Source organism: Burkholderia arboris (assembly GCF_038723655.1).
Lineage (GTDB): Bacteria > Pseudomonadota > Gammaproteobacteria > Burkholderiales > Burkholderiaceae > Burkholderia > Burkholderia arboris.
Genome location: NZ_CP109821.1, coordinates 3,465,772 through 3,482,328, shown reverse-complemented (window position 1 = coordinate 3,482,328; position 16,557 = coordinate 3,465,772). Strand labels below are relative to the sequence as shown.

Sequence of the window (16,557 nt, the reverse complement as noted above, 5' to 3'; positions counted from 1 at the left end):
CGGTACCCTCGGTTCACCGTTTAGTGAGGCGCACCATGCAATCCGTATCCCCGCCGTCTGCCGCGGCGCCCCGCAGTGTCGGCCTCGCCGAGCTGTTCACCGGTTTCCTGTCGCTCGGCCTGATGTCGTTCGGCGGCGCGCTGCCGTTCGCGCGGCGCACGATCGTCGACGAACGCAAGTGGCTCTCCGCCGATGAATTCACCGATCTGCTCGGCCTGTGCCAGTTCCTGCCGGGCGGCAACGTGATCAACCTGTCGGTCGCGGTCGGCATGCGCTTTCGCGGCGTGGCCGGCGCGTTCGCCGGCATTCTCGGGCTGATCGCGGGCCCGACGCTCGTCGTCGTCGCGCTCGGCGTGCTGTACGCGAAGACGCAGAACGATCCGCACGTGCAGCATCTGTTCGCGGGGCTCGCCGCCGCGGCCGCCGGGCTGCTCGTCGCGATGGCCGTGAAGGTCGCGAAGCCGCTGCGGCACGCACGCGCCGCGGCCGGCATCGCGGCGCTCGCATTCGTCGCGATCGCGGTGCTGCGCATGCCCCTGCTGACGACGATGCTCGTGCTGACGCCCGTCAGCATATGGCTCGCGTCGCGTCGCCGCGATCCGGGCACGCCGCAACCGGCGCAGGCTGCCGCGCGGGATACGCAGCCGGGGGGGCGGCCATGAGCGATACGCTGATCGCCATCGCGACGATCTTCAGCCAGCTGTCGCTGCTCGCATTCGGCGGCGGCAACACGATCCTGCCGGAGATGCAGCGGCAGGTCGTCGACGTGCATCACTGGATGAGCGCGCACGAGTTCACCGCGCTGTTCGCGCTGGCCCAGGCGGCGCCCGGGCCGAACATGATGATCGTGTCGCTGGTCGGCTGGCATGTGGCCGGCTGGGCGGGGCTGCTGGTCGCGTCGCTCGCGAAGTTCGGGCCGTCGTCGATCGTCACCGTGCTCGCGCTGCATGCGTGGGAGCGCTTTCGCGACCGGCCGTGGCGCCGCTATGTGCAGCAGGGGATGATGCCCGTCACGGCCGGGCTCGTCGCGGCAAGCGCGGTGCTGATCTCCGAGGCGTCGAACCGCACGGCCATCCAGTGGGGCATCACGGCCGCGTGCGCGGTGCTCGCGTGGCGTACGCGCATCCATCCGCTGTGGCTGCTCGCCGGCGGCGCGCTGATCGGGCTCACCGGCATCGGGCAGTGAGCGGCCTGCGGCAAGCCGGCTACCGCGATGCCGGCAGGTCGCTGTTCACGAGGCCGAGCAGCCGGCCGCGCTCGCTGCCGACGTCGTCCGTCACGGTCGGCCAGTCGACCACGAAACCCGCCTCCAGCGCATCGCGCATGAGCATGCCGTAATCGGCCTTCCCGATCCGGCCGTCGCGCAACGCGTCGGCCACCTCGTGCTTCAGCTTCGGCGTGAACGACGGATAGGCGGCCACCAGCGCCGCGTACTGGCGCGCATCGATCTCGCCCGATTCGCGGTTGAACGCCCAGACGGCCACCAGCACGATCGCGGCGAACGGGATGACCGTATAGCGCAGGAAGAACTTCGCGAGTGTCATGCGACGGTTCGGTGAAGAGAAGCGGGGGCGGCCAGGCTGCAGTCGCGTCCGGTCGGCCCGGTATACTCGGCCGGTCCTGCGGCGGTGAAACCCGCGCTGTCGACCCGTTCAGGCCGGCTGCGCTATCCAGCGCGAGCCCGTACCCTTGCGACGAGCATTATATTGGCGCGCGGCATGCGGCGAGGCCCGGCCGCGCGGCGCCGACGGCGGTGCTCGCGCCCGCCGGCAGGACCGAATTTCGCATCGCCCGCCGTACGCGGCCCGGCGGTGCGCACCACGGGAGGATCGATGGATCTCGACGGCGCCAGCCGCAATCTCACTGTCGCCGCCTTGCTGACGCTGTCCGGCGGCTACCTCGACGCGTACACGTACGTCGGCCACGGCCACGTGTTCGCGAACACGATGACCGGCAACGTCGCGCTGCTCGGCATCAACCTGTCGGCCGGCGAATGGGCGGCCGCGCTGCATCACGTGCCGCCGCTCGTCGGCTTCGTGATCGCGGTGTTCGTCGCACACCTGCTCGGTCTTGCCGCGCAACGCGGCTGGATGCGGCATACGGCGTTCGCGAGCCTGATCGTCGAGATTGCGTTTCTCGGCGTTGCCGCGAGCGGCCTCGTCGGCGCATCGAGCGCGTGGCTGATTCCGGGCATCTCGTTCGTCGCGACGCTGCAGACGCTGTCGTTCACCCATCTCGAGGAACTGTCGTACACGTCGGTGATGACGACCGGCAACCTGCGGCGCGCCGCGCAGAAGCTGTTCGTCGGGCTGATCCCGCGCTACGACGCGGGTGCGCTGCACGACTCGGCGCTGCTCGCGACGATCAGTTTCTGCTTCCTGGCCGGCGCGGTGGTCGGCGGCCTCGTGACGCGGCTCGTACCGGACATCGCGCTGTGGGGCGCGGTGCTGCTGCTCGTCGGCGCATTCGCGGAGATCGTGCGGCGCGCGTGGCGCCGCGCGGGGAACGGTGGCGAGGGCGGCGGCGACGGGGCGGCGCAAACGGCCTGACGGTACGCGGCACGTAGCACGCGGTAGCCGGTCGCAACGAATGCGCCGGCTGTTTCGCCACGCTCCACGCTCCACGTTCCCGCGCCGCACCCTCGGCGATCCTTACAGCGCCGCGCGCGCATGCCGGCGCCGTCGCGCCTGTCCCGCCGCCTTGCGAGACAGGCCTGGCGCGGGAAACGTTGTTCCCGGACGACAAACGCGCCGTTGCCGCGCATTTCAATTTCTTTCAGCGATCGCACTCGTCATATGATTCAGGCCACATCGCGCGCGCCAAGAACGTGAGCGATCGCCACCCGGCTGCGCACGCGGCCGGCCATGAATGGAGACACCTACAAAAAGGAAAGCTCATGAAGCAGACCACCCGACTCGCAGCCATCGCAGGGGGCGCCGCGCTCGCATTTGCCAGCCAGTACGCGGCCGCACAAAGCTCGGTCACGCTCTGGGGCGTCGCCGACGCCAGCATCCGTTACCTCACCAACGCCAACGCCAAGAACGACGGCCTGCTGTCGATGACCAACGGCGCGATCACGAACAGCCGCTTCGGCATCTACGGCACGGAAGATCTCGGCGGCGGCCTGAAGGCCGTGTTCAACCTCGAAAGCGGCGTGAACCTGCAGAACGGCGCATTCGCCGACAGCGGCCGCCTGTTCAACCGCGCAGCGTACGTCGGCCTGCAGAGCCCGTACGGCACGGTGACCCTCGGCCGCCAGAAGACGCCGCTGTTCGACCTGCTGTCGGATACCTACGATCCGCTGACGGTCGGCAACTACCTCGAAAACGCGTGGCTGCCGGTCGCACTCGGCGGCGGCCTGTATGCGGACAACCAGATCAAGTACACGGGCAAGTTCGAAGGCCTGACCGCGAAGGCGATGTACTCGACCGGCACCAACTACGAATCGACCGGCGCCGGCGGCTTCTCGGGCCAGATCCCGGGCTCGCTCGGCAAGGGCAATGCGTGGGGCGTGTCGCTGTCGTACGTGATGGGCCCGCTCAGCATCGCGGCCGGCGCGCAGCAGAACAGCGACAACTCGGCACGCAAGCAGACGATCTACCACGCGAACGTCGTGTACGCGTTCAGCAAGGCGAAGATCTACGCGGGCTACCTGCGCTCGAAGGACGACACCGGCTTCGTCGACAGCCTGCTCGCGCAGCAGACGATTCCGGTCGCGAAGGGCACGGGCCGGATCGACGACGGTCCGTTCGCGGGCGTGAGCTGGCAGGTCAGCGCGCCGCTGACGCTGACGGGTGCGTTCTATTACGACCACATGCGCAATGCGATGACCACCAACGGCACGCTCGCGAGCGGCAACCGTTACGCGATCGTCGGTATCGCCGAGTACGCGCTGAGCAAGCGCACCGAAGTCTACGGCACCGTCGACTTCAACAAGACGAACGGCGCGGCGAACGTCGAGCTGCCGGGTCGCAGCAACCAGACGGGCATCGCGATCGGTCTGCGCAATATCTTCTGACGAACGTCGGAACGCATGCGCCGGCATTCGCCCGGCGCGCATCGAAGAGGCGCCGCGAGGCGCCTTTTTTTTCGTCACGCGACCTTCATACGCGCGCCCGACTATTCGGCAATCGCTCCATTGCGAAAGTCCCGCGCCGTAAGCGTTCCGTCGGCATTCCAGAACATACTTTTACAGTACGCGCGAAGGCTTTCCGCTACGCTGCGTGCATCGCCCGTTGCGTGCCGTGAGGCGCGCGCGTGCGTCGTTCCGGTGGCGCTCGGCGAGCGCGGCCGGCCTGGTGCGTAACTTGTGTATCCGGTGATGACAATCGCGGTTCGCCGGTTTCTTTCGTGGGACGATGCGCTCACGATTTTCTTGAAAGGGGATGACGATGGGTATCCTGAACACCGTGGGTGAAATCGCTGGCGCAGTCGCAGCTGTCGAAGGCGCGGAAAAGCTGGATCCGGATGCGGGCCTGCTGACCAAGGCGGCCGCGGCCGTCGCCGGTTTCAAGGGCGCCGAAGCCATCGAAGGCATGCTCGAGAAGAAGGAAGAGCAGCCCCAGCAGGCGGACGATACGCAGGCGACGGACGGCAGCGACACGTCGCAGGCATGAGCATGGCGGCTGGTCCGGCCGCGGGTGCGCCCTTCGCGCGCCCGGGCGGACCGGTGCCGCGCAGCCGGCAGGTCGGGCATGCGGTCGATCGGTGACGCATGGCACACCCGGCAGTCGGTTTGACCGGCGAGAGGCCACGTCTCTCGCCGTTTTTTATTGGGGCGCGCCCGCGTCGCGCCGTGCGCCGCACGAATTCCCGAATCTTGCTATCGTGCCTTCATCCGAACTGCGATGAGGGAATGCGATGGATTTCGACTACGACCTGTTCGTCATTGGCGCCGGCTCGGGCGGCGTGAGGCTCGCGCGGATGTCCGCGTCATACGGCGCACGCGTCGGCATAGCGGAAGAAGAGCAGATCGGCGGCACCTGCGTCCTGCGCGGCTGCATCCCGAAGAAACTGCTCGTCTACGCGTCGCACTACCCGCATGAAGTCGAGGACGCGAAAGGCTTCGGCTGGACCTTCGGCGCCGGCACGCTCGACTGGCCCGCGCTGATCGCCGCGAAGGATCGCGAGATCAACCGGCTCAGCGACATCTACATCAACCTGCTGCGGCAATCGGGCGTCGACATGCACGCGGGCCGCGCGACGCTCGTCGATGCGCACACGGTCGCGATCGGCGCACGCACGATCCGCGCGCGCCACATCGCGATCGCGACCGGCTCGCGCCCGTCGCTGCCGTCGCGGCCCGGCATCGAGCACGCGATCACGTCGCGCGAGGCGCTGTCGCTCGCGGCGTGCCCCAAGCGCATCGCGGTGGTTGGCGGCGGTTATATCGCGGTCGAGTTCGCGGGCATCTTCAACGGCTTCGGCAGCCATGTCGACCTGTTCTATCGCGGCGAGCAGATCCTGCGCGGCTTCGACGGCGACGTGCGCCAGTTCCTGACCGACGAGATGACGAAGCAGGGCGTCGCGATCCACGCGCGCGCGGTGGTCGAGTCGATCGAGCGCGCGGACGACGGCACGCTGAGCGTGCGCGTCGGCGATGCGCGGCACGGGCCGTACGACCAGGTGCTCTATGCGACCGGCCGCGTGCCGAACGTCGACGGGCTCGGGCTCGAACAGGCGGGCGTGATGCTCGACGCGCGCGGCGCGATTGCCGTCGATGCGTATTCGGCGACGTCGGTGCCGTCGATCCATGCGATCGGCGACGTCACGTCGCGGCCGCAGCTCACGCCGGTTGCGACGCGCGACGGCGGGTTGCTCGCGCGCACGCTGTTCGGCGGGTCGCGCGTCGCGGCCGATCACGCGTCCGTGCCGTCGGCCGTGTTCAGCCAGCCCGAGGTCGCGACGGTCGGCCTGACCGAGGCCGATGCGCGTCACGCGCACGGCGAGGTCGACCTCTACCGCACGTCGTTCAAGGCGCTGCGCCATACGCTGTCGGGGCGCGACGAGCGCACGATGATGAAGCTCGTCGTCGCGCGCGACAGCCAGCGCGTGGTCGGCGCGCACATGGTCGGCCGCGACGCGGGGGAAATCATCCAGGGCATCGCGATCGCGATTCGCGCGGGCGCGACGAAGGCGCAGTTCGACGACACGATCGGCATTCATCCGACCGCGGCCGAGGAGTTCGTGACGATGCGGCAGAAGGTGGCCGACTAGCGGGAGCGGCGCACCGGCGGGAAGGGACGGCCGCGTTCTGGCGCGGCCGTGGCCCGTTGGCGTGCCCGCCGCTCAATGCACGCCGAACGCGTCGAGCATCCGGTACCAGCTCATCGCGAGCACCAGCGCCGGCGTGCGCAGTGCCTCGCCACCCGGGAAGTCGCGATGCCGGATCTTGTCGAACAGGTCGAAGCGGCTCGCCTGTCCGTTGATCGCTTCGGCGATCAGCTTGCCCGCGAGCGCGGTCGTGTTCACGCCGTGCCCCGAAAACCCCTGCGCGAAGTACGTCGTCGGCGTGATGCGGCCGAAGTGCGGCGCGCGGTTCATCGTGATGTCGACGAAGCCGCCCCATGCATAGTCGACCTTCACGTCCGCGAGCTGCGGGAATGTCTTCAGCATGTCCGCACGCATCGCCGCCGCGAGGTCGCGCGGCTCGCGCGTCGAATAGCTGACCTTGCCGCCCCACACCAGCCGCGTGTCGGGCGCCGGCCGAAAATAGTCGAGCACGAAGCGGCTGTCGCAGATCGCCGCGCGTGCCGGCATCAGCGCGGCGGCGCGCGCTTCGCCGAGCGGCTCGGTCGCGATCACGTAGGTGCCGACCGGCATGATCTTCTTCGCCAGCGCGGGCGCCAGCGTGCCGACGTAGGTGTTGCATGCGAGCACGACGAAGCGCGCGCGCACGTTGCCGCCGCTCGTCTCGACGACGTGGCCGCCGGATACGTCGCGCACGCGCGTCACGCAGCTGTCCTCGTGGATGCGCACGCCTGCATCGATTGCCCCGCGTGCGAGGCCGAGCGTGTAGTTGAGCGGATGCAGGTGGCCGCTGTCCGGGTCGTACAGGCCGCCGCAATAGCGGGCCGATTGCACGTAGTCGCCGAGTTCGTCGGCGTCGACGAAATGGAAGCGGTCATAGCCGAAGCGTTTCGCGGCTTCGTCGCGCCAGCGTTTCAAGGCATCCGCGTCGCGCTCGGTGTTGGCGGCGGTCAGGTAGCCGGGCACCAGCGCGCAGTCGATGTCGTGCCGCGCGATGCGCGACTTCACGAGCGACAGCGTTTCGAGCCCCATGTCCCAGATGCGCTTCACGTCGCCTTCCGGCATGAATTGCCCGAACGTGTCGATGTCGCACGCGAAGCCGCCGATCAGCTGGCCGCCGTTGCGGCCGCTCGCCGCCCATCCGACCCGCGACGCTTCGAGCACGGTCACCGAATGGCCGCGCTCGGCGAGATTGAGCGCGGCGGACAGGCCCGTGAGGCCCGCACCGATCACGCACACGTCGGCGTCGATCGTGCCGGCGAGCGGCGCGTAGCGGGTCGTATCGTTGGCGGTCGCCGCGTAGTAGGACGCGACGTGCGGCTGGTTGGCGAATGTCTGCATGGTCGGGAGAACGGAAAAGGAGGGTTCAGAACAGCTCGCGCACGCGGTGGTACAGCATCCCGAGTTCGAGCGCGGGTTGCCGCCACGCGTCGCCGCCGGGAAAGCGCCGGTGACGTATGCGTGCGAACAGGTCGAACGCGCGCGTGTCGCCCGCGATCGCACCGGCGACCGCGCGTCCGGCGATGCCGGTGAGCGCGACGCCGTGCCCGCTGAAGCCCTGGACGTAGAAGAAGTTCGGATCGAGCGCGCCGAAGTCCGGCGCGCGGTTGCGCGTGACGTCGACGAACCCGCCCCACGCGTGGTCGACGCGCACGTCGCCCAGTTGCGGGAACACGCCGACCATGCGCTGCCGGATCGCTTCGGCGAGCGTGGCGGGCGACGCGCCGGCCGAGTTCGCGCGGCCGCCGAACAGCATCCGGTGGTCGGCCGACAGCCGGAAGTAGTCGAGGAAGAAGTTGTTGTCGCACACGGCTTCGCGCTGTGCGATCAGCGCGTCGGCACGCGCCTGGCCGAGCGGCTCGGTCGCGATGATGTACGACGCGATCGGCGCGATGCGCGCGGCGGTCGCGGCCGGCAGCACGCCGCCGGGGCCCGCGTTGCAGCACGACACGACGTAGCGGCAGCGCACCTCGCCCGACGGCGTGCGTACGACGGGCCGTGCGCCGCGTACGACGTCGAGCGCGGGCGTGTGCGCATACAGCGCGATGCCTTCGCGGCGCGCCGCGTCGGCGAGGCCGAGGCAGTACTTGAGCGGATGCAGGTGGCCCGACAGCGGATCGTGAACGCCGGCGAGATAGCGCGTCGATGCGATGCGCGCCTGGATCGCGCCGGTGTCGAGCCATTCGAGCGACGGATGGCCCCAGCGCGACGTCGCGGCATTCATCCATGCGCGCAGGTCGTCGATGCGGCGCGGTTTCGTCGCGACCGTGAGGTAGCCGCGCGTGAAATCGCAGTCGATTCCGTAGTGCGCGATGCGCTCGGCGATCAGCGCGACGCCGTCGAGCGACAGCGACCATGCGGCCCGCGCGCCGTCGGCGCCGAGCTGCTGCTCGATCACCTCGTCTTTGGCGAAGCCCGTGATCGCCTGGCCGCCGTTGCGGCCCGACGCGCCCCAGCCGGGCCGGTGCGCATCGATCACGGCGACGGACAGCCCGCGCGCGCGGCAGTCGAGCGCCGTCGACAGGCCCGCGAAGCCGGCGCCGATCACGCAGACGTCGACGTCGATGGCCGCTTCGAGCACCGGCGCGCCGGCCGCGGGATCGTCGACATCGGGCCGCGTGACCGTTGCTTCGTAGTACGAGTCGCGCGCGAGCGCATCGGCGCGGCGGGTGAAAGACTGCGTCATGAAAACGACTCCCTCGAAAAGGCTGCAACCTGCACGCAGCCGCCCGGAAAACGGCGCGGGACGCCGTGCGCGCGGCACGGCGTCCCGCGTGTGCTGCGTCAGAACGAATAGATGAACTGCGTGGCGAGCAGGTCGTTGGACTTGCCGTACGACCCGTCGTTGCGCAGGAACACCTTGTTGTTCGCCCAGTCGTGCCGGTATTCGACCTTCACGGTGATCTGCTGGGTCGGATAGAACAACAGGTCGAGCGCCACATCCTGGCGTACCGCCCCCTTGCACTCGAAGCCCAGGCCGCCGCCGGCCTTCGACTGCGCGAGGCAGTCCGCGTCGACGCCGAAGCCGTTGCTCGGATCCATCCCGTTGCCGTTCAGCGCGATGCCGCCGCCGCCGCCGCCGTTCTTCGAGTTGGCGAGCAGGTCGTAGCGCAGCGTCACGCCCATGCGGCCGACCACCGGCGCGTTGAACTTGCGGTGCGCGAGCAGCGACAGGCCGTACCACTGCGCGAGCCCGCCGTTGAACGCCGCATGCTGTTGCCGGCCGTAGTCGACTTCCGCGTTGTACTGAATATCGGCGAGCGTGTAGGTCGCATCGAGTTCGCCGAAGAAGAACGAACCGTAGCCGCTCGGTGCCGCCCCGCCCGGACCGTAGTGGACGACGCCGTTCGCATCGATCGCGCTCGACAGCGTCTGGCGGCCGATGTTGAACGAGCCGCCGAGGTCAAGCGCGCTCGACCACGTGTAGTCCGCGCGCGCGGTGAAGGTCGGCACCTTGTTGCTGGTGGTGATCGGATCGCCGAGCGCGTTCGTGCCCGTCGTCGTGACCGAACCGTACGTGCGGTACTGCTCGTTGCCGAGGAAGAACTTCCACGCCCAGTTGCCCTTCGTGTAGTTCGCGCCGACACCGACGTAGCTGCCCGGATCGGAGAAATCGTACAGCAGGTTGTGCGTGAGCGTGAGCATCTGGTTCGACTGCTGCACCTCGTAGCCGCCGAAGCTCGGGATCAGGCCGGCGACCAGCGTCGTTTCGGCGGTGATCGGCACGTTGACGACCGCCGTGTTCAGCAGGTTGTCGGTGATCGAGCCGCGCGAGTTCTGCAGCAGCGTGATGCCGTTGCCGCGGTTCGGCATCAGCGTGATCTCGGCAGACGGCGCCATCGGGCCGACGCCGAACGTCTTCTTGATGTCGAGGTAGAGGTCGCCGAACGTGCTGTTGAAGTAGTTGTACGCGTTCTCGTGGTTCGCGAACAGGAACGACGACGTGCCGGCCGCACGGTTGTACATGTAGGTCGGATCGATATAGCCCGTGACCGACAGGCCGGCCAGCGGGCCCGTGTTGGCCGCGTCGGTCAGCGAATCGACCTTCAGCTGCTGGTTCGCGATCTGCTGCTTCATTTCGCTGACTTCGTCGTTGGTCAGCGCGGCCTGCGCCTTGCCGTAATCCGGCGAGCCCGGGTCGGCGGCCACCGCGACGGCCTTGCTGCCGCCCGCCGTGCCGGCGCTCGCGCCGGACGTCGCGACTGCCGCGCCGCCCGGCTTCGCGGCGAGCTGCGCCTGCATCGCCTTCATCTGCTTCTGCAGCGCCGCGACCTGCGCCTGCAGCGCCTTGATCTCGGCGGATGTGGAACCGGCCAGCGCGATGCCCGGCAACGCGCCGGCCACCAGCAGGCAGATCAGTTTCTTCTTCATTGCGGATTCTCCTTGTCGTGCGCCTGTCAAATCGGGATCGAATCGCGCGCCCCCCCTGGGGCAGCGCGTCTTGCTTGTCTGCAGTGCTTGTTATCTTTGAAGCAGGAGGGCGGTGCTCACGCCGCCGCGAACGCCGCCTTCAGGTCGGCCATGCGGCGCCGCTCGCGCGCGATCATCATCCGGTTCACGACGATCACGCCGATCGTCACGGCCGTGATGAACAGCGTCGCCAGCGCGTTCATCTCCGGGTTCAGCCCCAGCCGCACGCGCGAGAACACCACCAGCGGCAACGTCGTCGACCCCGGCCCCGACAGGAACGCCGACAGCACCAGATCGTCGATCGACAGCGTGAACGACAGCAGCCACCCCGACAGCAGCGCCTGCGAGATCAGCGGCAGCGTCACCACGAAGAACACCTTCAGCGGCGTCGCACCCAGATCCAGCGCGGCCTCCTCCAGCGACTTGTTCATCTCCTTCACGCGCGACTGCACGATGATCGCCACGTACGACACGCACAGCATCACGTGACCGATCCAGATCGTCACCATCCCGCGACCCTTCGGCCAGCCGAACATCTGCTCCAGCGCCACGAACAGCAGCAGCAGCGAGATGCCCTGGATCACTTCCGGAATCACCAGCGGCGCGTTGATCATCCCCGTGTACAGCGTGAAGCCCTTGAAGCGGCCGAAGCGCGCGAGCACGAAGCCCGCCCACGTGCCGATCACGACCGACGCGGTCGCCGTCAGCAGGCCGATCTTCAGCGACAGCCACGCGGCCGTCAGCAGCTCGTCGTCCTCCAGCAGCGCCGCGTACCACTTCAGCGAGAAGCCCGACCACACCGTCACCAGCTTCGACTCGTTGAACGAGTACACGATCAGGCTGATGATCGGGATGTACAGGAACAGGAAGCCGAAGGCGAGAACGCCCGTCGACAGCGGTTTGCTCGGCTTGATCATTTCGCTTCCTCCAGTTCCTTGACCTGGTAGTACTGGAACAGCGCCATCGGCACCAGCAACAGCAGCACCATCGCGACCGTCACCGCGGACGCCATCGGCCAGTCCATGTTGTTGAAGAATTCATCCCACATCACGCGGCCGATCATCAGCGTGTCGGCGCCGCCGAGCAGCTCCGGAATCACGTACTCGCCCACCGCCGGGATGAACACCAGCAGGCTGCCGGCGATGATCCCGTTCTTCGACAGCGGCAGCGTGATCCGCGTGAACGCGACCCACGGCTTCGCGCCCAGGTCGTACGCGGCTTCGAGCAGCGTCAGGTCCATCTTCACGAGGTGCGCGTACAGCGGCATCACCATGAACGGCAGGTACGAATAGACCATCCCGATGTAGACGCCCGCATCGCTGTGATACAGGCGCAGCGGCGTGTGGATGACGCCGAGCGCGATCAGCGTGTGGTTCAGCAGGCCGTCGTCCTTCAGGATGCCGATCCATGCGTACACGCGGATCAGGAACGAGGTCCAGAACGGCAGCATCACGGCCATCATCAGCACGTTGCGGCGGTTCGGTTCCGAGCGTGCGATGTAGTACGCCATCGGGTAACCGATCAGCAGGCACAGCACCGTCGACACGGCGGCCATCTTCAGCGAGCTGAGGTAGGTCGCGATGTACAGGTCGTCCTGCAGCAGGAACGCGTAGTGCGACAGCTGCAGCGCGAAGTGCACGACGCCGTCCTTGATCTCGACGAGCGACGTGTACGGCGGAATGCCCATCACCTGGTCGGCGAAGCTGATCTTCAGCACCAGCACGAACGGCAGCGCGAAGAACACGGCAAGCCACAGGAACGGCACGCCGATCGCGACGCTGCGGCCCGTCGGCAGGAAACGCGACAGCGCGGCGAAGCGGCCCGGGCGGGCGCGGCCGGCGCCCGTACTCGCGGCGCCGGTCGACACCGGCGCGGAAGGCGTGGAAGCAGAGGTTCTCATCGTGTCGTCCTCACTGCGTCAGCACGACGCCGCTGGCCGGCGACCACGACACGAACACGTCGTCGTTCCACGCCGGCGCGTTGTCGCTCATCAGGTGCGAGCTCGACAGGTTCGACACGACCGTCTTGCCGCTCGGCAGCCGCACGTGGTACAGCGAGTAGCTGCCCATGTACGCGATGTCGGTGACTACGCCGCGTGCCCAGTTGTGCTTCGAACCCGGCTTCTCGCGCGACACGTGCACGCGTTCCGGGCGCACCGAGATGCCGACCGGCATCCCGAGCGGGCCGGTGACGCCGTGGCTCACGTACATGCGCGCTTCGAGGTCGTCGCTCTCGACGAAGATGTGGTCGGGCTCGTCCTCGACGACGCGGCCTTCGAACAGGTTGGTCGAGCCGATGAATTCGGCCGAGAAGCGGCTGTTCGGAAACTCGTACACCTCGCCCGGCGCGCCGATCTGCACGATCTTGCCTTCGCTCATCACCGCGAGGCGGCTGGCCATCGTCATCGCCTCTTCCTGGTCGTGCGTGACCATCACGCAGGTCACGTCGACCTTCTCGATGATGTTCACGAGTTCGAGCTGGGTCTTCTGGCGGATCTTCTTGTCGAGCGCGGACATCGGCTCGTCGAGCAGCAGCAGCTTCGGGCGCTTGACCAGCGAGCGGGCCAGCGCGACGCGCTGCTGCTGGCCGCCGGACAGCTGATGCGGCTTGCGCTGCGCGTACTTGCTCATCTGCACGAGCGCGAGCGCATCGGCCACGCGCTCCTTGATCTCATGCTTCGGCGTGCCTTCCTGCTTCAGGCCGAACGCGACGTTCGATTCGACCGTCATGTGCGGGAACAGCGCGTACGACTGGAACATCATGTTCACCGGGCGGCGGTACGGCGGCAGCGACGCGAGGTCCTCGCCGTCGACGAAGATCTTGCCGGAGGTGGCCGTTTCCAGCCCGGCGAGCATGCGCAGAAGCGTGGACTTGCCGCAGCCGGAGCTGCCGAGCAGCGCGAACAGTTCGTTCTTCGCGATCGTCAGGTTCACGTTGTCGACGGCCGTGCTGTCGCCGAATTTCTTCACGACGTTTTCGATGCGTACGAACGCGTCGTTTTGCGGACGGGCCACGGCGGCCGGTTGGGTCTGTCGTGCAGCAGCGGAAGAGGGTATCGATTGCATGGGAGTCACCATTCGTTCTTCACGGATTGCAGGCGTGAGCGTCCCCGCGCGAGGCGCGCAATGCGACTCACGGACAACGGCTCGTGCCGGATGGAACAGGGCGCGCGGTGCGCGCGGGCGGACGGAGGTCCGCGGATCTCAGGCGGGCAGGCGTACCGCGATGCCTGCGCCGCCGTGATGCATGACGGTCAGTGGCCCGTCTTCAGCTGGGCCCACAGACGGTTCTCGAGGCGCAGGATGTCGGCCGGCATCGGCTTCATCAGCACCATCTTCTTCAGCACGTCTTCCGGCGGGTAGACGGTCGGGTCCTGTGCGACGGACGGCGTGACGAACGGGTGCGCGGCCTTGTTCGCGGTCGGATAGAACACCGTGTTGGTGATCGCCGCGTTGACCTTCGGATCGGAGACGTAGTTGATCCATTTCATGGCGGCTTCCGGGTGCGGTGCATCCTTCGGGATCACCATCACGTCGAACCAGAGCAGGCCGCCTTCCTTCGGATTCGCGAACTTGATGTCGTACGAACGCTTCGCTTCGGACGAGCGGCGGTGCGCGATGCCGACGTCACCCGACCAGCCGAGCGCAACGCACACGTCGTTGTTCGCGAGGTCGTTGATGTAGCCGGACGAGTTGAACTGGGTAATGTACGGGCGGACTTTCTTCAGGACTTCGAATGCTGCCTGGTAGTCGCCGGGGTTGGTGCTGTTCGGGTTCTTGCCCATGTATTGCAGCGTCGCGGCGAACACGTCGACGGCCTGGTCGAGGAACGACACGCCGCATCCCTTCAGCTTTTCCATGTTGGCCGGGTCGAACACCAGCGCCCAGCTGTCGACCGGTGCCTTGTCGCCGAGCGCCTTCTTCACTGCCTGCGCGTTGTAGCCGATGCCGTCCGTGCCGTAGGCCCAGGGGACGCCGTACTGGTTGCCCGGATCGGCATCGGCGATCATCTTCATCAGCAGCGGGTCGAGGTTCGCGAGGTTCGGAATCTTCGACTTGTCGAGCTTCTGGTACACGCCGGCCTGGATCTGCTTGGCCATGTAGTTCGACGTCGGCACGACGATGTCGTAACCCGAACTGCCGGCAAGCAGCTTCGCCTGAAGCGTGTCGTCGCTGTCGTAGTTGTCGTACTTGACGTGGATACCCGTCTGCTTCTGGAAGTTCGGGATCGTGTCAGGTGCGATGTAATCGGACCAGTTGTAGACATTCAGCTCGTCGGCATGCGCCGACGGGCTGGCGACCGACGTGAACGCTGCCGCGGCGGCAAGGGCGGCAACAGAACAGGCTTGGCGAAGAAAGCAGGCACGCATGGTGGAATTCCCTTGGGTTATGGCGGCGTGCGGCGCCCGCCGCACGCCTGTAGGCAAAACCGTTACGAAATACCCAGTTGCTGGGCGGTTGCATCGACGGCTTTCTTCGCCTTCGACACGAGTTCATCGATTTCCTGGCGCGTGATCACGAGCGGCGGCGACAGCAGCATCCGGTCGCCGGTGGCACGCATGATCAGGTTGCCGTTGAAGCAGAAGTCGCGGCAGATCGTGCCGACGTCGCCACCGTTCGCGAAGCGGCGGCGATCGGCCGGCGATTCGGCGAGCTGCAGGCTCGCGACGAGGCCGTGGCCATGCACCTCGCCGATGATCGGGTGACGCGCGAAGGTCTCGCGCATCAACGCCTGGAAGTACGGGCCCGTGTCGTTCTTCACGCGCTCGACGATGCCTTCGTCGCGCAGCAGCTTCAGGTTCGCGACCGCGACGGCCGCTGCCACCGGGTGGCCCGAGTACGTGAGGCCATGATTGAATTCGCCGTTGTCGATGATCGGCCGCGCGACGCGCTCGTGAATGCCGACCGCCCCCATCGGCACGTAGCCCGACGTGAGGCCCTTCGCCATCGTGATCAGGTCCGGCTCGAAGCCGAAGTGCTGGTGTGCGAACCATTCGCCGGTGCGGCCGAAGCCGCCGATCACTTCGTCGGCAACGAGCAGGATGTCGTACTTGCGGCAGATCCGCTGGATTTCCGGCCAGTAGGTCGACGGCGGGAAGATCACGCCGCCCGCGCCCTGGAACGGCTCGCCGATGAATGCGGCAACGTTCTCCGCGCCGAGTTCGAGAATCTTCGCTTCGAGCTGCTGCGCACGCGCGAGACCGAACGCTTCCGGCGTTTCGCCCGGCTGCGCTTCGCCGAAGAAATACGGCTGGTCGATGTGCACGATGTGCTCGACCTTCGACGGCATCTGCTCGTGCATGTAGCCCATCCCGCCGAGCGTGCCGCCCGCGATCGTCGAGCCGTGGTAGCCGTTCTTGCGCGAGATCACGTACTTCTTCTGCGGCTTGCCCTGCACGCGCCAGTACCGGTGCACGAGGCGCAGCACGGTGTCGTTGCCTTCCGAGCCGCTGTTGCAGTAGAAGAAGTGGTTGAAGCCGGCCGGCGTCACTTCCGCGAGCATCGCCGACAGCTCGATCACCGGCGGGTGCGTGGTCTTGAAGAACGTGTTGTAGAACGGCAGTTCCTGCAGCTGGCGGTATGCGGCGTCGGCGAGTTCCTTGCGGCCGTAGCCGACGTTCACGCACCAGAGACCGGCCATCCCGTCGATCACCTTGTTGCCGTCCGAATCCCACAGGTAGACGCCGTCGGCCTTCACGATCACGCGGCTGCCCGCGCGGTTCAGCGCGCCCATGTCCGAGAACGGGTGGATGTGGTGCGCGGCGTCGAGCGCGCGGTATTCGGCGGTCGAGCGTGCCTGCGTCGCGCGCGGCGCGGCGGCCGGCGCGGCCGGCTGGATCCAGGCAGATTCGTTGCGGTAAGTCATGTTTCCTCCGTGATTCCGTATTCGGTTGTGCGC

The 16,557-nt window shown here is 67.4% G+C and carries 15 protein-coding genes; 6 read left to right on the top strand and 9 right to left on the bottom strand.

Going from position 1 to position 16,557, the window contains the following annotated elements:
* Positions 1-35: 35 nt before the first annotated feature.
* Positions 36-662 (top strand): chromate transporter, encoded by a 627-nt coding sequence (locus OHZ10_RS16320; protein ID WP_342703067.1) that lies wholly within the window; start codon positions 36-38, stop codon positions 660-662.
* Positions 659-1,186: a chromate transporter gene (locus OHZ10_RS16315; protein ID WP_006477572.1), complete on the top strand. Its 528-nt coding sequence runs from the start codon at positions 659-661 to the stop codon at positions 1,184-1,186. The genes OHZ10_RS16320 and OHZ10_RS16315 overlap by 4 nt, the downstream gene beginning before the upstream one ends.
* Before the next feature lie 19 nt (positions 1,187-1,205).
* Here the strand turns inward: OHZ10_RS16315 and OHZ10_RS16310 are convergent, their stop codons facing one another.
* Positions 1,206-1,544 carry a hypothetical protein gene (locus OHZ10_RS16310; RefSeq protein ID WP_059232993.1) on the bottom strand — a complete coding sequence of 113 codons (339 nt, stop codon included), beginning with the start codon at positions 1,542-1,544 and terminating at the stop codon, positions 1,206-1,208.
* Between the two features lie 288 nt (positions 1,545-1,832).
* Here OHZ10_RS16310 and OHZ10_RS16305 point away from each other — a divergent pair, with 288 nt between their 5' ends.
* The 4 genes from OHZ10_RS16305 (at position 1,833) to gor (ending at position 6,216) form a co-directional block, all read left to right on the top strand.
* The gene (locus OHZ10_RS16305; RefSeq protein WP_059232994.1) at positions 1,833-2,549 is read left to right on the top strand and encodes a YoaK family protein; all 717 of its coding nucleotides are present in this window, start codon (positions 1,833-1,835) and stop codon (positions 2,547-2,549) included.
* Positions 2,550-2,896: 347 nt separating this feature from the next.
* Positions 2,897-4,018 carry a porin gene (locus tag OHZ10_RS16300; RefSeq protein ID WP_039369128.1) on the top strand — a complete coding sequence of 374 codons (1,122 nt, stop codon included), beginning with the start codon at positions 2,897-2,899 and terminating at the stop codon, positions 4,016-4,018.
* 373 nt (positions 4,019-4,391) lie between these two features.
* On the top strand, positions 4,392-4,616 hold the full coding sequence (locus OHZ10_RS16295) for a hypothetical protein (RefSeq protein WP_043185162.1): 225 nt from the start codon (positions 4,392-4,394) through the stop codon (positions 4,614-4,616).
* Between the two features lie 244 nt (positions 4,617-4,860).
* Positions 4,861-6,216, top strand: coding sequence for a glutathione-disulfide reductase (gene gor / locus OHZ10_RS16290; RefSeq protein WP_059232995.1), 1,356 nt, complete (start codon positions 4,861-4,863; stop codon positions 6,214-6,216).
* A 72-nt stretch (positions 6,217-6,288) separates the two neighbouring features.
* On the opposite strand, the gene OHZ10_RS16285 is transcribed toward gor, so the two are convergent.
* From OHZ10_RS16285 to OHZ10_RS16250, 8 genes are all read right to left on the bottom strand, one after another.
* Positions 6,289-7,590: an NAD(P)/FAD-dependent oxidoreductase gene (locus OHZ10_RS16285; RefSeq protein WP_059232996.1), complete on the bottom strand. Its 1,302-nt coding sequence runs from the start codon at positions 7,588-7,590 to the stop codon at positions 6,289-6,291.
* A gap of 25 nt (positions 7,591-7,615) precedes the next feature.
* On the bottom strand, positions 7,616-8,935 hold the full coding sequence (locus OHZ10_RS16280) for an FAD-binding oxidoreductase (RefSeq protein WP_342703042.1): 1,320 nt from the start codon (positions 8,933-8,935) through the stop codon (positions 7,616-7,618).
* Between the two features lie 98 nt (positions 8,936-9,033).
* Entirely contained in the window at positions 9,034-10,620 is a 1,587-nt protein-coding gene (locus tag OHZ10_RS16275; RefSeq protein ID WP_059232998.1) for a DUF3138 family protein, read from the bottom strand.
* A gap of 116 nt (positions 10,621-10,736) precedes the next feature.
* Positions 10,737-11,576 (bottom strand): ABC transporter permease subunit, encoded by an 840-nt coding sequence (locus OHZ10_RS16270; protein ID WP_059232999.1) that lies wholly within the window; start codon positions 11,574-11,576, stop codon positions 10,737-10,739.
* Entirely contained in the window at positions 11,573-12,559 is a 987-nt protein-coding gene (locus tag OHZ10_RS16265; RefSeq protein WP_342703037.1) for an ABC transporter permease subunit, read from the bottom strand. Before OHZ10_RS16265 ends, OHZ10_RS16270 begins: the two co-directional genes overlap by 4 nt.
* Positions 12,560-12,569: 10 nt before the next feature.
* Positions 12,570-13,724: an ABC transporter ATP-binding protein gene (locus OHZ10_RS16260; RefSeq protein ID WP_059233001.1), complete on the bottom strand. Its 1,155-nt coding sequence runs from the start codon at positions 13,722-13,724 to the stop codon at positions 12,570-12,572.
* 188 nt (positions 13,725-13,912) lie between these two features.
* A complete protein-coding gene (locus OHZ10_RS16255; RefSeq protein ID WP_059233002.1) occupies positions 13,913-15,028 on the bottom strand; it encodes a polyamine ABC transporter substrate-binding protein in 1,116 nt (371 codons plus the stop codon).
* Positions 15,029-15,090: 62 nt separating this feature from the next.
* Positions 15,091-16,524, bottom strand: a complete 1,434-nt coding sequence (locus tag OHZ10_RS16250; RefSeq protein WP_342703035.1) for an aspartate aminotransferase family protein — start codon at positions 16,522-16,524, stop codon at positions 15,091-15,093.
* Positions 16,525-16,557 lie beyond the last annotated feature (33 nt).

Coding starts and splice junctions, on each gene's coding strand:
- OHZ10_RS16320 (WP_342703067.1), top strand. CDS start 36: ATGCAATCCGTATCCCCGCCGTCTGCCGCGGCGCCCCGCAGTGTCGGC.
- OHZ10_RS16315 (WP_006477572.1), top strand. CDS start 659: ATGAGCGATACGCTGATCGCCATCGCGACGATCTTCAGCCAGCTGTCG.
- OHZ10_RS16310 (WP_059232993.1), bottom strand. CDS start 1,544: ATGACACTCGCGAAGTTCTTCCTGCGCTATACGGTCATCCCGTTCGCC.
- OHZ10_RS16305 (WP_059232994.1), top strand. CDS start 1,833: ATGGATCTCGACGGCGCCAGCCGCAATCTCACTGTCGCCGCCTTGCTG.
- OHZ10_RS16300 (WP_039369128.1), top strand. CDS start 2,897: ATGAAGCAGACCACCCGACTCGCAGCCATCGCAGGGGGCGCCGCGCTC.
- OHZ10_RS16295 (WP_043185162.1), top strand. CDS start 4,392: ATGGGTATCCTGAACACCGTGGGTGAAATCGCTGGCGCAGTCGCAGCT.
- gor (WP_059232995.1), top strand. CDS start 4,861: ATGGATTTCGACTACGACCTGTTCGTCATTGGCGCCGGCTCGGGCGGC.
- OHZ10_RS16285 (WP_059232996.1), bottom strand. CDS start 7,590: ATGCAGACATTCGCCAACCAGCCGCACGTCGCGTCCTACTACGCGGCG.
- OHZ10_RS16280 (WP_342703042.1), bottom strand. CDS start 8,935: ATGACGCAGTCTTTCACCCGCCGCGCCGATGCGCTCGCGCGCGACTCG.
- OHZ10_RS16275 (WP_059232998.1), bottom strand. CDS start 10,620: ATGAAGAAGAAACTGATCTGCCTGCTGGTGGCCGGCGCGTTGCCGGGC.
- OHZ10_RS16270 (WP_059232999.1), bottom strand. CDS start 11,576: ATGATCAAGCCGAGCAAACCGCTGTCGACGGGCGTTCTCGCCTTCGGC.
- OHZ10_RS16265 (WP_342703037.1), bottom strand. CDS start 12,559: ATGAGAACCTCTGCTTCCACGCCTTCCGCGCCGGTGTCGACCGGCGCC.
- OHZ10_RS16260 (WP_059233001.1), bottom strand. CDS start 13,724: ATGCAATCGATACCCTCTTCCGCTGCTGCACGACAGACCCAACCGGCC.
- OHZ10_RS16255 (WP_059233002.1), bottom strand. CDS start 15,028: ATGCGTGCCTGCTTTCTTCGCCAAGCCTGTTCTGTTGCCGCCCTTGCC.
- OHZ10_RS16250 (WP_342703035.1), bottom strand. CDS start 16,524: ATGACTTACCGCAACGAATCTGCCTGGATCCAGCCGGCCGCGCCGGCC.